The 15,512-nt window shown below is 40.1% G+C and carries 9 protein-coding genes; 4 read left to right on the forward strand and 5 right to left on the reverse strand.

Annotated features, from left to right (window positions below; translation table 11 throughout):
- Positions 1–2 precede the first annotated feature (2 nt).
- Positions 3–2,366 (reverse strand): TonB-dependent receptor, encoded by a 2,364-nt coding sequence (locus KO524_RS12555; RefSeq protein ID WP_219294522.1) that lies wholly within the window; start codon positions 2,364–2,366, stop codon positions 3–5.
- Positions 2,367–2,691: 325 nt separating this feature from the next.
- Positions 2,692–3,264 (reverse strand): cytochrome b/b6 domain-containing protein, encoded by a 573-nt coding sequence (locus KO524_RS12560; protein WP_219294523.1) that lies wholly within the window; start codon positions 3,262–3,264, stop codon positions 2,692–2,694.
- Between the two features lie 438 nt (positions 3,265–3,702).
- On the opposite strand from KO524_RS12560, the gene KO524_RS12565 reads away from it, so the two are divergent.
- Positions 3,703–4,260, forward strand: coding sequence for an NADPH-dependent FMN reductase (locus KO524_RS12565; protein ID WP_219294524.1), 558 nt, complete (start codon positions 3,703–3,705; stop codon positions 4,258–4,260).
- A 3-nt stretch (positions 4,261–4,263) separates the two neighbouring features.
- Here KO524_RS12565 and KO524_RS12570 read toward each other — a convergent pair whose 3' ends face one another.
- Entirely contained in the window at positions 4,264–5,028 is a 765-nt protein-coding gene (locus KO524_RS12570; protein ID WP_219294525.1) for a helix-turn-helix domain-containing protein, read from the reverse strand.
- Between the two features lie 87 nt (positions 5,029–5,115).
- Between KO524_RS12570 and dinB the strand changes: the two genes are divergently transcribed.
- The 3 genes from dinB to KO524_RS12585 all read left to right on the forward strand — a co-directional run bounded on the left by dinB (position 5,116) and on the right by KO524_RS12585 (position 10,793).
- On the forward strand, positions 5,116–6,297 hold the full coding sequence (gene dinB / locus KO524_RS12575; protein WP_219294526.1) for a DNA polymerase IV: 1,182 nt from the start codon (positions 5,116–5,118) through the stop codon (positions 6,295–6,297).
- Positions 6,298–6,302: 5 nt separating this feature from the next.
- Positions 6,303–9,347, forward strand: a complete 3,045-nt coding sequence (locus KO524_RS12580) for a DNA polymerase III subunit alpha (protein ID WP_219294527.1) — start codon at positions 6,303–6,305, stop codon at positions 9,345–9,347.
- 69 nt (positions 9,348–9,416) lie between these two features.
- Positions 9,417–10,793: an exonuclease domain-containing protein gene (locus tag KO524_RS12585; RefSeq protein ID WP_219294528.1), complete on the forward strand. Its 1,377-nt coding sequence runs from the start codon at positions 9,417–9,419 to the stop codon at positions 10,791–10,793.
- Between the two features lie 372 nt (positions 10,794–11,165).
- Here KO524_RS12585 and KO524_RS12590 read toward each other — a convergent pair whose 3' ends face one another.
- A complete protein-coding gene (locus tag KO524_RS12590; RefSeq protein WP_255555258.1) occupies positions 11,166–13,505 on the reverse strand; it encodes a hypothetical protein in 2,340 nt (779 codons plus the stop codon).
- Positions 13,506–13,583: 78 nt separating this feature from the next.
- Positions 13,584–15,512: hypothetical protein (locus KO524_RS12595; protein ID WP_219294530.1), on the reverse strand; the 1,929-nt coding region annotated here is incomplete at its 5' end.

Consider the following 15,512-nt stretch of genomic DNA (forward strand, 5'->3'; position numbering starts at 1 on the left):
GCTTAAAATTTAAAGTGCAGGTTTACATTTACAAGGCTTCCACTTCCACGAACATATTCCGCATCCAAAGCACGGTATTGACTCACCGTTGGATAGTAGGTTTTATTAAATAGGTTTTCGATTCCCAAGCTGATATTCCACTGACTGTTGATGGTATAACTACCCGCGAAATTAAAGAGATTAACATCACTAATCGGACCTTCGCTATTTTTGTAAATTCCCTTAGCATTAGGTTCAAATCGATCGCGACTGCCCGTATAAACCCAAAACAATTGCAGGTTCCACTTGTCTGTGGGCTGATAACTGACAAATCCCGTAGCCTTAGGAGGAGCAATACGCGAGCCGTTTAGATATACTTTACTACCGTCATCCAATTTGGCCTTTCCCTCTACATAGGCATAACTACCACCGATGGTTAAATTGGATCGCAGTTTGGCGTCTAATGTCAACTCAAATCCCTTTACTTCTTCAGGTTCGCGTTGTGCCATTAAAAAGCCACCAACATCTACCAAGTTAACCCCCAAATCAGAAGTACTGATATAATATGCTGCCGAGAAGTTAAAGATGCTGTAACGGCTTGAAAAACCGATTTCGTAGTTGTTGGTAATGATCGGATCGGTTTCTAAATTGCCCAAGGTATTTTCCTTGGCTCGTCTTAAGATACGTCCCAATTCATTGATCGCAAACCCCTGAGAGAAACTGACAAAAGGATTGAATAATTCGTATTTATTATATCGTAAACCCGCATTAAATACCGTGGCTTTATAGGGTATACTACCTCCACTAACAAAAATACTGCCCTCGTTTCCCGGTCCGGTAGCGATGGTATTAAAATCATCTACTTTAACCTGCGCATTCTCATAACGAACGCCACCTTTAAAAATCAAGTTTTCAAAAAAGTCTATTTTTAACTGCGCATAAGGAGCAATATTGACCATATTCATTTTGGGGATATAAACCCGTCCATCAACCAAATCTTGGTAAGTAACATCGTTTAAAAGATCCAAACCATAAGTAATTTCAACAGGTAGGTTTCCAATTGTAAATGGCGTATTTAGATTGATACGCACCCCTTTTTTGTCGGAATTAATCATGGTTTGTCCCGGTCCATACCAAGCGGTTCCCGCAGTGACATAACGATTCATCGAACTAAAAGTATTCATATATACCGTTGCATCCAATTGGGTATCCAACCATAAATTGCTGTTGGTATAGGTCAACATCGCATTGTGGTTATAGGGAGTTCCTGCCGGTTTTCCCGGCTCTTCTCCACGCACACCTATAGTTGGGCTCTGACCATAAACCCCATTTTTACTAATGTATTTGGCGTGTTGGGTGCTTCCATAATAATTATAGAGCGCTGTTATCGAAGAGTTATCATTGATATCGTATCCGATTTTTACAAATGCATTATTGGAATAGGTGTTTGATAGGCCGTCGGTTTGTCCGACAGGCAAACCTTCGCCATCGCGTTGCAGTCCTGTGTAGTCCAAAGTTCCACCAAAAGTATAGGTCCACTTGTCTTTTCTTCCCGAAAAATATTGAGCCACGCGATATCCCAAAGTACCAGCGCTGTTATAGGGATTAAAGGATGTACCGATAGTAGTTGCTCCTTCTAAAACTTTATTGCCGCGGTTTTTTTTGGTAATATAATTGATGATTCCACCGCCTGAACCGTTTCCATAAATCGAAGTAGCACCTTTGATCACCTCTATACGTTCAATGACATTGGGATCTATGGTACGTAAATCACGAGCTCCATTCATCAGCGGTGTCGATTGGGGAATACCGTCGATCAGCACCAATACCTGACGCCCGCGCAAAGTTTGACCCGAATTGGTAGCCTTATTGGTTGAAGTTCCCAAACCCGGAACAGTATTTCCCAATATTGAAGCCAGATTCGTAGTGATACTACTTTGCGTTTCTATATCTTTTTGATTTAGAATTGTAACCGATGAAGGTACAGTACGTATATTTTCGGCTTTTCTACCCGCTGTAATGACCACTTCGTCCATCTGGGTATCATCCGTTTTTAATACCAAAACATAGGTTAATTGCGTGATTTCAGCAGGAAAATTTTGTTTAAAATCCAAATACCCAACCGCGGAAATCGTTATGCTAGTGTTTTGCAATACCCCTTTATCCAACAGCACTACTCCCGCATTGTCTGAGGTAGCTAAAATACCCGAATTTCCGATTACAGTTGCATAAGAAACCGGTTGATTAGAAGCGTTTTTAAGCTGAAGGCTGATCTCTTGAGCAAAAATTTGATGCGAAAAAACAGCACAACAGATCAAAATAAAAGTTCGCAATTTGGTATGAATACCGGTTTTGTGAACGGCTAACTCTAGTGATTTGGCAATCATTATACGCTTATTTAGATTTAATTAAAGTAGCGCAAATGTATCTATTTATTCAACTTATTTTTTAAAAAAAATGTAAAAAAATCATTAAAATAGACTCTTTTAGAGAAAGATTAAAACACCCATAGATCGTATACAATACGGTACACTTAGTGATTATTTATTTCTCTTTTTTCTTAATTTAGTATATAACTCCATTTTTAGTAATCGATTACAACTGCGAGAAATGCGTATATGCAATAAACCTTAACACCAATCAGTGCTAGTATACGCCTACAAGAGATTTGATACATCGAGTTTTACTCACTATAGGAGTCCAACAGTAAATTTAGTCTCCCCCGATCATCTTGGACACGATTCCTTTTTTATCGGTATATTCTCCAATCACGATACCAACAAAATGCACTACTACAAATATGGGAAACCAATAAATCGCCCATTTATGTACCATTTCCATCGGAGCTTTAAATTGCCCATCACCCCACTTTAAATACATACCCGTAACTATGCCAACCAATAGTAAGACGTAAAGCGCTATATATAAAAAACCTTGTAATCGCCGTTTTAGCGCTTGTCCTTTTAACAGCGGATTGGGAAAACTAATCCCTTGAAAAAACATATAAATCACCCGAATTACAAAGGCAAAAAACAAGGCATAGGCCGCATAGATATGCCATTCCCACATCGGACTCAAAATCGTTTTGGCGATTCCCAACTTTTGATCTTTTTCTATATTAAAATCGCTGGAAGTGTACAGATCAATCGCACTGATAATAGTTCTCTTGTTCATCCAATACATCCGTAAAAAACCGGTCATAAATAAGACCAACATCGCTAAAGCAATTATCCAATGCAACATTCGGTGAAGTGCCGAAAATCGGTTTTTATTTTCTCTTTTCATACTATAAATTTTAAGATAAAAGGTAAAAAAAATTCTCCCTACTAAGCAGTACTGTTTTACATAAAAACAGCACTTTAAGGTAGTATTTTAAAGAGGGTGTTTATAACTCAAGGCTGTCCTTTTATGCCCCGTTTTTATTTCAGCATCACTTATCTGATTGATTTTAGAAAACCCCGTAGGGGTGAAATGATTATAAAAGCGGATACGCAGATGGGCAAATACGCAGATGGGCAAATACGCATATGGGCTTATACGCGGATGGGCTTATACGCGGATGGGCTTATAAGCATATGGGCTTATAGGCTTATAGGCAAAAAAAACGTAGGGGTGAAATGATTCTAAACGCTGTGTAGAAACCAAAAATATGTGTAACTTTACTAAAGGCATCCTCCTGATAAGGAACTGCATTTGTTTTATTTCACTTAAAAATAAAAAACTATGAAAAATTATAAAGTAGCTGTTGTTGTAGGGAGTCTTCGCAAGGAATCTTATAACCTGAAGTTGGCCAAAAACTTAATCGACCTGGCTCCGAAATCTTTGAGTCTTGAAATCATCAATATTGGAGAACTGCCCTTTTACAACGAAGATGTAGAAGCAACTCCTCCACAATCATGGACGATTTTCAGGGAGCAGATTATCAAGGCCGATGCTGTACTTTTTGTGACTCCAGAGTACAACCGATCGGTACCTGCCGTATTGAAAAATGCGATTGATGTCGGTTCTCGCCCTTATGGTAAAAATGCTTGGGATGGTAAACCCGGTGCGGTGATTAGTGTATCTATAGGTGGTATCAGCGGTTTTGGCGCCAATCATCATTTGCGTCAGTCGTTGGTGTTTGTCAACGTTCCAACCTTGGCACAACCCGAAGCTTATCTCGGAGGTGCCGCGAATTTATTTGATGAACAAGGCAAACTGAACAACGAGTCGACCAAGGGATTTATGCAAAAATTTATGGTGGCTTTTGAAAAGTGGATACAAACCAATGCCAAGTCTTAATTTCTAAAAACGCGCTTTTAAGTCTGAAATATCCTTTCTGATTTCTCTGAGCATTTCCGTCATCGTATCCTCCCCACTACGATCGGGAACAAATTCTCTAGTGGCTATACTACAAGTGTATTCCCACACCTCCAGAATGTCTGAAGCTTTGACTTCATAGGCTGGATAAAAATGATTGTCCGATTCCAAGACCAAGCTGTTCTTTTTATTTCTGTTGAGGCGTTTGTAAACCATACCTTCGCTTTTGGTAATCAAGATATAGGTTTTGCCGTCAAGCACATCGCCCAAACGCTCTACATAACGGCCGATGATGATGGAACCGTCTTCATGAGGCGGCATCGAATCACCTTCAACCGGAAAACCCCGGTGTTTTCCCGGTCCTAAAAAAGGCAAGGAGATTTGCTGTAAGTTTTCGATATACTCGGGATCGGAATAACCGTTTAAATAACCGGCTTTGACCTTTTGAGTAACGACCTCAATAAAATTCTCTCCCTCTCGATCTACCGTTATCGGCAATACCAAACGATTGCCTTCGAGTTGTAATAAATCGTCCATAGGGATTTTCCGAATATCCACAGAAAGCAATAAATCAATGCTAATATGATAATAATGTGCGATTTTTTTTAATATTTCATAAGGTGCTTCCGAGGTTCCGTCTTCGTATTTGACATACCTCCCCCTAGTAATCAAAAGGCTTTCGGCAAGTTTTTCTTGAGAAACCTTCTTTTTAATCCGCAGATTTCGAATATTATCGGAAAATAAAGACATAACGATATTGTTACAATTTGTAACAGCAAATATAGTTATTATTGTTACAGTCTGTACTAATTTTGTCGTTAATAAAATGAGAAGATTATGGGACGAGCTATTGTACACATGGATTTGGATACGTTTTTTGTGTCCTGCGAGCGATTAACCAATTCGGAATTAAACGGGATTCCTTTAATCATCGGGGGTGGCGACCGTGGTGTGGTAGCATCTTGTTCTTATGAAGCTCGTACGTTTGGAGTTCGCTCTGCCATGCCCATCAAGATGGCATTACGGCTTTGTCCACAAGCCAAAGTAGTCAAAGGAGACATGGAGTTGTACTCAAAATTATCGCATACCGTGACGGAAGTCATCGAAGAAAAAGCTCCGGTGATGGAAAAAGCCAGTATCGATGAGTTTTACTTGGATATTACGGGTATGGACAAGTTTTACGGCAGTTATAAATGGACCGATGAACTGGCACATTCCGTGACTCGTGAAACGGGGCTACCGATCAGTTTTGCCTTATCCATCAACAAAACCGTTTCCAAAATTGCTACTGGCGAGGGAAAACCCCTGGGCAATCTCGAGATCCCCGAAAACAAGGTACAGTCCTTTCTCAATCCCCTATCGATTCAGAAAATCCCGATGGTGGGTCAAGTCACCTTTCAATTGTTATCGCGTATCGGTATTCGAACCATACAAACCCTTTCGGAAATGCCGGCAGAAGTGCTGCAACAGATGATCGGTAAAAACGGTATCGAATTGTGGAAAAAAGCCAACGGTATTGACAACAATCCCGTGGAACCCTATACCGAGCGCAAATCGATTTCAACCGAACACACCTTTACTCAGGATACCATCGATATTGCGTTGCTCAAAGCACTATTAATCGGTATGGTCGAAAAATTGGCTTTTCAATTGCGCTCCGAAGAATGGCTTACTTCCACTGTTGTGATTAAAATACGCTATGCCAATTTTGATACCGAAACCAAACAGTGCAAAATACCCTATACCTCCGCCGATCACACCCTAACGCGATGTGTAACTGATTTGTTCGATAAACTCTACCACCGTCGTATGCGTTTACGCCTGATCGGGATCCGCTTTAGCGGCTTGGTCCGAGGTACCTATCAAATCAATTTATTTGAAGATACCGAAGAACTCCTATCGTTATATCAAGCCATGGATAAAATGAAAAGCCGCTACGGCTTTGACGCGGTGATGCGCTGTGCCGGCGCGTCTTTTAAACCGAATAACAAAGCCGAAATCTTAAAACGCAAATACTAAACCCGATGTATCTCAATTGTCATTCTTTTCACTCGTTGCGATACGGAACCATCCCGCTTACGGATTTGGTACAACAGGCTGTGGCTTGCCAGGTCAAGGCTCTAGCGTTAACGGATATCAATACCGTTACGGGTATTTACGATTTTATACAAGCTTGTCAACAGGTCGAAATCAAACCCTTAGTAGGGATGGAGTTTCGCGGCCAACATCAACTGCGCTATATCGGACTGGCTAAAAATGCCCAAGGACTCGCCGCTATGAACCGCTTTTTGACCGCACATAATTTTGACGGTACGCCCCTGCCCTTTGTCGCCCCTGATTTGGAAGACGTATACTTTATCTATCCATTAGAAAATGTACCTACAGATTTAAAAGCACACGAATACATCGGTATACGCCCCGAACAATTGTCGCTCTTAGTCGATAAGAAATGGCAGGCCCTACAGCATAAAATGACCGTATTGCAACCCGTAACTTTTCGCACCAAAAAAGAGTTTAATCTGCATAAGATTTTACGCGCTATCGATACCAATGTATTGCTGTCCAAATTGACGGAATCCGATTATTGCGCAACTACGGATTTTATGATTGATCAAGAAACCTTGTTAAGCCAATACACTCCATTCCCCGATATCCTTGCCAATACGGAGCACATTATCAATAGTTGTCATTTTGAATTTGAGTTTAAGAAACCCAAAAACAAAAAATTCTATACCAACAACCGACAAAGTGATATGGCACTACTGACTCGTTTAGCACAGCAAGGACTGATTAAGCGATACGGAGCAAACCATCCGCAGGCTAAGGTACGTGTAGAAAAGGAATTAAAGGTGATTGACGAACTGCAATTCAGCGGCTACTTTCTGATTACCTGGGATATTATTCGCTATAGCAACAGTTGTGGTTTTTTGCATATTGGTCGCGGTAGTGGAGCCAATAGCATTGTCAGTTACTGCTTGGGCATTACCGATATTTGCCCGATTGAACTGGACTTATATTTTGAGCGTTTTTTAAACCTCAATAGAAAAACACCACCCGATTTTGATATCGACTGGTCATGGAAAGAACGCGACACCATATTGCACTATATTTTTGACCGTTATGGTGCCGAACACGTTGCTTTTTGCGGCACTAATGTCGAATTTAAATACCGTTCGATCTTTCGAGAAGTCGGTAAGGTTTTCGGATTGCCGAAAGAAGAACTCGATCTACTGGCCAAAAATCCGATGGCGATGCACGATTCCAATTCTGTGGTTAAGTATGTACAGGAATACGGTATGCTGCTCGAAAAATACCCCAATCAACGCAGTATGCACGCCTGCGGTATTTTGATTTCAGAAGAACCTTTAACCAATTATACGGTTTTGGAAATGCCACCTAAGGGGTTTCCGATTGTTTTGTTTGATATGCATATAGCCGAAGAGATCGGTTTTGAGAAATTCGATATCCTCAGCCAACGCGGTATCGGACATATAGACGACAGCGTGAAACTGATTGCGAAAAACCGCGGGATTAAGGTGGATATCCGCAATACCGATTTGTCCAAAGACGAGGCGGTTTGCAATACGTTTTTGGCCCGCGGACAAACCATCGGTTGTTTTTATATAGAGAGTCCCGCCATGCGCGGATTACTGCGCCGTTTGAATTGTGATAATTACAAAACACTGGTGGCCGCCTCGTCGATTATTCGCCCTGGAGTAGCCCAATCCGGTATGATGAAGGAATACATCTTCCGCCACAATCATCCCGATCGCTTTGAGTATTTCCACGAGGTGTTTGAAGAACAACTCGGAGAAACTTACGGCATTATGGTGTATCAAGAAGATGTGATTAAAATTGCCCTACACTACGGTGGACTACCCGCCGCCGATGGCGATATACTGCGACGCGCCATGAGCGGTAAAGGACGCTCTAAAGCCGCCTTGCAAAAGGTCAAAGACAATTTCTTTGCCTGCTGTGCCGAGAAAGGTCATCCACAACAACTCAGTGAGGAAATATACCGCCAAATCGAGTCCTTTGCCGGTTATTCGTTTTGCAAGGCTCACTCCGCATCCTATGCCGTAGAGAGTTATCAAAGCCTCTACCTCAAAGTGCATTATCCCATTGAATTTATGGTGGCCGTTATCAATAATCAAGGCGGATTTTACCGTACAGAAGTCTATGTACACGAAGCGCGTATGTCTGGTGCCACCATTCAAAATCCCTGCGTTAATCAAAGCGAATACGAAACTACCGTATACGGTATTGAGGTTTACTTAGGACTGATGCACCTCGAAGGACTCGAAACCAAAATCGCCCAATTGATCGTTAAAGAACGGATACAAAACGGCATTTTTCGCTCTCTGGAAGATTTCATTAACCGCATTCCCATAGGTATCGAAGGGATACAAATTTTGATTTTTATCGGAGCCTTTCGATTTACCGGAAAAAGCAAAAACCAATTACTCGTGATTGCCCGTTTGATTTTGGTCAATTTTAAACCCGAAAATACCCATCCCACGCTGATGCAAGAACCGATTAAGGAATACCAATTGCCCGTATTGGAACGCTCGGTTTTTGAAGATGCCTTTGATGAGATTGAACTGTTGAGCTTTCCCGTATCCTGTACTCCTTTTGATTTGCTACAAACGCTATACAGAGGAAGTATTATGGCAAAGGATTTGATATATCAACACAAAAAGACCGTCAAAATGCTGGCTTATTTGATTTCGAGAAAACACGTACCCACCAAAAGGGGAGCGATGTTTTTCGGAACCTGGATCGATGCCGAAGGAAGTTATTTCGATACTGCACATTTTACCGATAGCCTTGAAAAATACCCGTTTCAAGGCGGCGGATGCTATTTGCTGTTGGGTACCGTAGAAGTGGACTACCACTTCCCTACGATTACCATCAGCAAAATGGCCAAAATGCCTTTTGTCGCCGACCCGCGTTACGACCAGGCACAAAAACGCCCTTATGACGTACAACAAAACATTAAAGAAGATGTATCGATGACGCATAGAGCTCCGTATCCGCAAGAAAGTGGATTGCCTAGACATCGAATGTAAGTTAGTAATCAGTGATCCGAAAATAGTAAGTCAGTAATTCAGTCAGCAGTGACAAATCACAGAGAAAAAATGAAAAAAACAGAATATGCCATAGTAGATATCGAAACCACCGGCGGTAATGCCGGTGGTAGTCGCATCACGGAAATAGCCATCATCATCCACAACGGAACGGAGGTTATTGACCGTTGGGAAACGCTGGTTAATCCGCAAAAAGAGATACCGCTTCCGATTTTTGCGCTAACGGGTATTAACGACGATATGGTGCGCAATGCGCCGATCTTTGAGGAGATAGCCGAAGAAGTATTGCAACGACTTGAAGGACGCATCTTTGTGGCGCATAATGTCAATTTCGATTATTCTTTTATCCGACATGAATTAGCACAAGCGGGATTTACTTGGACTCCGAAAAAACTGTGTACGGTTCGGGCCACGCGAAAAATCAGACCGGGATTGGGTTCCTATAGTCTGGGTAATCTCTGCAATACATTAGACATCAATCTAGAACACCGACACCGAGCCGGCGGCGATGCCGACGCTACCGCTATCTTGTTCTCGCGCTTACTGTTGTGGGATGAAAACGGAGAAATCGATAAAATGATTAAAAAATCAGCACCCGATCAACGCTTGCCTCCCAACCTACCGCCTGAAGATTTTGAGCAATTACCCGAAAAACCCGGAGTATATTATTTTTACGATCAATATAAAAAGGTGATTTATGTCGGCAAAGCCGTCAACCTCAAAAAACGGGTAGCTTCCCATTTTAGCGGTCATAATATCAATCCACAACGACAGCACTTTTTACGCGATATACACGCTATTTCCTATGAAGTCTGCGGCACAGAACTCTTGGCATTACTGTTGGAATGCACCGAAATCAAAAAGCTATGGCCTACCTACAACCGGGCTCTAAAGCGATTTGATGCCAAATTCGGATTGTATCACTATGAAGCCCGCAACGGTTACCGCTATCTGGCCGTAGGAAAACTCAGTAAGTTCCAAGAATGCATCGAATCGTTTGACTCCGAATATGCCGGTATTAATTTACTATTGGGACTATCACAACAATTTGAAATTGATCCGCGATTCTGCAAATACGGACTGCCTGCCGATGGTGAAGCGCCGCAACAATACAATATGACCGATTTACCCGAAGTACAAGTCCACAACGAAAAAGTTCAAAATGCCCTCGATCAAATACAAAACAACCGACCGAGTTTTGCCCTTATCGACAAAGGTAGAACTGCCGATGAACGCAGTTGCATTTGGGTCGAAAACGGCCACTTTTACGGTATGGGATATCTTCCTATGGACAGCACACTTAACGATATTGAAGAACTCAAAGATTATATAACCCCTTATAAAAGCAATCAATATATTATGCGATTGCTGTATAGCTATGCTCAGAAATATCCGGCTAAGGTGAAATTTAGTGAATTAAACCAATAATATGCGCTTTCAAGTCAATAAGCGGTAATAAATATGGAAGCCTATAGGTATCCGTAATCACAAGTTGTATAATTAGTTTTTTTATTTATTTACTTTCACTTTTAAGTCTTGATTTTGAAAAACCATCATGATATACTCTTCCTTTATCAAATTTTCCAGTCAATGACTCTTCTTGTGAAAATCGTTAGAGCACTCCATCGCTCCATCATTGGAAAGCTTGCTCTTTTTCATTTGTAAAAGACTCCTCATTACCATCTTTATAACTGGATGTTACATTTATAAACCCGTATTAAAAGTTTGACCCAAGCCATGGGCTTGGGTCAAAAAAACATATAAACCTCAATCTATATAGGAAAAAACTACTGTTCTTGATTAATTAATTTTATAATCCGACACTGTATTTTCTTGTATATATTTGATTGCCCACGCCATGATATTAGCATAAATAACACTATTGTATACTACTGTGTCACCGGCATAAGGCTTACCAACAGGTAAACCCGTTGCAGATATTGCGGCAGGCCAAATACCTGTAGAACTATTAGAAGAATCCCCTGCAAGCCATCCAGCATCACCAATAAATACATAACCTAATGATTCGTGTTTCAATAACCAAGCTTTAGTTGGTTCGCCAGCTTGGCTCATTAAATTCTTCATATTACGTGGATATGTAGTAACATAATATGAATTATTCAAATCACCACCTCCACCTTTACCTACGAGGTTTCCAAAAGGTCCTTCAAGAATCGGGTCTGTAATTCCAGTATGAGGATTGTAAGCAGAAGCCCCCCAGCCACTAATCTTTGTTACGGTAGAGTTAGAAATTCTATTTATCAGGTCTTCTATACCACCATTGTCATTTTCCTGACCTTGAATTAAGACACCTTTTTTATTTCTAATAAAGTCTAATAATATATCATTAGTGGCTCTATTTGGCCTATAATCGTATCCAATTACAATAATATCGATATTGTGATTGTTTATTAATTCTTTTATAGAATTCCCCTGACTTGTTCCCCCATTTATTATTACTATATCCTGTACTTTAATAGTTCCGTTAGGTCCAAAATTAGCTTTAGACTGTAGTATTCCTTTAGATGTATTATTACTAGATGCCGTCGCAGGCTGGTATATTCCTGACCCCATACCCAATACTTTCATAGTACGATATAAAAACTCAACACTTTTGGTACAACTAGTTCCTCCAGCAGTACTGTTACTAGTAATTGTATAATTAAAACTTCCTCCCGATACCGGTGTTCCAGTTGCTTTTAAAATTACTTTTTGACTTCCTCTTGTAGAAAAAACTCCTGAACCCGAGAACGAGATCCCATTAACAGCATTTGTAGAAATAGAATAATCCCCAGGATACAATACACGAACCTCAATCACCATAGTATTTTCATTGTTCATACTAATTTCTGGAGAATACAATCCCTTCATTTCAATTGATGAACAACTCATAGTATAACTTATAGGTTGGGCATTTACCAGTACTTTAATTGTACAACTATCTATCAAACCTGGGGTTCCGGTTAACTCAAAATCAAGAGTTCCATTTACCGTAGGTGTTCCTGATGCTTTTAATACAATGTCTTGTGTTCCCAACCTATCGAGGTTAATTGGTCCGGAGGTAAATGAAATTCCCGACACCGTATTGGTTTGAATTACGGTTTGGCCCGTTGCTTGTACATCCACAGTTAGCTTGATAGCGTTATTTGTATTTACCGCTACATCTTGCATAAAATCACCTTGTACAACCGCTAACGAACAATCAGCAGTGTATTTCACATTTGCCACTTCAACCGGAATATTAGAACAGTTTGTAGTTGTTTGGGCATTTGTACTGAGATTAAACAAATTAACACCGGACTGAACCGGTTTTCCATTAGCTGTTAATTCAATTAATTGTGGCCCAGTTTGCTCAAACACTCCAGTTCCACTAAATGAATACCCATTAAGAATATTGGTTTCTATACTCCAAAAACCAGTACTAATTACATTTACTTGCACATTTAATTTGTGGCTATCGTCTAATCTTTGCCCCATAAAATAATCTCCACTAGCTTTAATACTCGCACAGGAAATCATGAAATCTACATTGGCATTTTCAACAAAAACAAACGGTTTACACATATTTGGGATACCGTTTACAATGATGTCAATTTCATCACCAGCTTCACCATTTGCATAACCACTACGAGGAGTACCCACACCCTCTAAATTTAGCATATAAGTTCCCGTTGAAGGAAAAGTTCCTTTCTTCGAAAAGTAATAGCCATTACTCGATGATGCGGTTATATCATACGTCCCCGCTTGAGTCACCGTGATTGGAATATTTAGAGAATTTGACGTATTTAAAAATTCTCCCTGTTTAAAAATACCATTTACCGCGACAGTTCGACATTGGGTCGTATTTATTTTGATAACCGCAGGAGGAGGAGTTCCACAAATACTCAACCAAACTTTTTGTTCTTGACTCCAATAATTTAGACAGCCTGTAGTGGTATTGTATAAAATCAATCCTTCCAATCGCTGTGCCATTGGAATAGCATCCCGCTGACTAATAGTCATCCTTGGAGTAAGAAATCCTTTAGTGGTACTCTCCAGCTCTAAAACAGCACCTAAAACTGGAGTAACACTAGAACCGGCTACAGTTCCATCTTTGATTTTTGTAGTATTGGTTTGCGCAGTTGTTCCAATTGTGTTCAAAAAAAGAACAAAAAAACAAGCTAACCACCTCACTATTTTGTTTTGAATTTTATATTGCATAATTCCCATTTCTTTATTTTACTTTTTTCTCAAATTGATTTCCAAGTGATTTACTTGATTTTGAATCGACTCTAAAGCATCTTCCATTTTTTTAATTTGTAAATTCTTCTGGTCTATTTCCTTTTTTTGTTCGATAATATGTAAGTATAATTCTTCCGTTTTCTCTAGTAATTGTATAGATAATTCAGAAACGTTAAAAGAATAGCCTTCAGCTGTTTTATCTAATTGATGAATCGGTGTAATGCCTGGTAAATGACGATTGGTCTTGATAAAGTCTTCTACGGTTTCTAAATCATTAAATTTATAATCCAATTTAATTTCTGAAAAACCTTCAAAATATTGTTCAAATACATAATCTGCATAATAACTATTTACCGTAGTAATCGTTCCATTAACTCGCAGTTTTTCACTAGGTGCAGAAGATGGCTTATCGTATCCAATACCAACCCATCCCTTAGTGTAAATATTTTCAGTATTTGATGTAGCTCCCGCTCTTGTAAGCGAACTATACCAAGGTTCTTGAATAATTAGAGATAGATCTAAAGTATGTCCAGTATGATTCTCATCTTTATATACCAGTTTTTTATTATCAATATCCAGATTTAAAGAAGTGATTGTCTCCACTTCTCCAACCATATCCACTAAGTTAAAACTGGCTTTTTCTCCCTTTTCATTGGTATAAGCCAAGATATGTTTTGCTGGATCATAAATAAGCTTTGTTACGGTTTCCGATCCTTGCACTAATACTGCTAAATCAACTGTATTGGATACGCCTTGTTCATTAGTATAAGTTAAGGAGTGTACATCGATATCTTGTCCGCTGCTATCTCTTTCTCTAGTAACTACATCAACTAAACTCGTTAAAGTTTGTCTGTCTTTAATTAGTTGCGTCATATACTCATTAAAATCAGCATTATTATTATTTACCAAACTTGCCGGAACGTCGATCACCACATCAACTCCTTTTTCGTTTTTATAGGTGTAGCTCCCGTTGCCATTATTGGTCAGGGTAGTCAGCGTTTCATGGCTTTTGATAAGCTGAGATAAATCCAAGCTTTGGGTAGCACCGCTTGCATCGGTATAGGTCAATCCATTTTCGCCAAAACTAACGTTGCCCGAATTGGAAGTCAGGTATTGATTTAATACTTCGCGAACCGTTGGGTTTTGGATGATTTGTTCAAATTGACTCGATACAGAACCCGGAACGTCGATCACCACATCAACTCCTTTTTCGTTTTTATAGGTGTAGCTCCCGTCGCCATTATTGGTCAGGGTAGTCAGCGTTTCATGGCTTTTCACAAGCGAAGATAAATCCAAGCTTTGGGTAGCACCGCTTGCATCGGTATAGGTCAATCCACTTTCGCCAAAACTAACGTTGCCCGAATTGGAAGTCAGGTATTGATTTAATACTTCTCGAACCGTTGGGTTTTGGATGATTTGTTCAAATTGATTCGATACAGAACCCGGAACGTCGATCACCACATCAACTCCTTTTTCGTTTTTATAGGTGTAACTGCCGTCGCCATTATTGGTCAGGGTAGTCAGCGTTTCATGGCTTTTGATAAGCGAAGATAAATCCAAGCTTTGGGTAGCACCGCTTGCATCGGTATAGGTCAATCCATTTTCGCCAAAACTAACGTTGCCCGAATTGGAAGTCAGGTATTGATTTAATACTTCTCGAACCGTTGGGTTTTGGATGATTTGTTCAAATTGACTCGATACAGAACCCGGAACGTCGATTACCACATCAACTCCTTTTTCGTTTTTATAGGTGTAACTGCCGTCGCCATTATTGGTCAGGGTAGTCAGCGTTTCATGGCTTTTGATAAGCTGAGATAAATCCAAGCTTTGGGTAGCACCGCTTGCATCGGTATAGGTCAATCCATTTTCGCCAAAACTAACGTTGCCCGAATTGGAAGTCAGGTATTGATTTAATACTTCGCGAAC

The sequence above is a fragment of the Flavobacterium sp. NKUCC04_CG genome, assembly GCF_019345525.1.
GTDB lineage: Bacteria > Bacteroidota > Bacteroidia > Flavobacteriales > Flavobacteriaceae > Flavobacterium.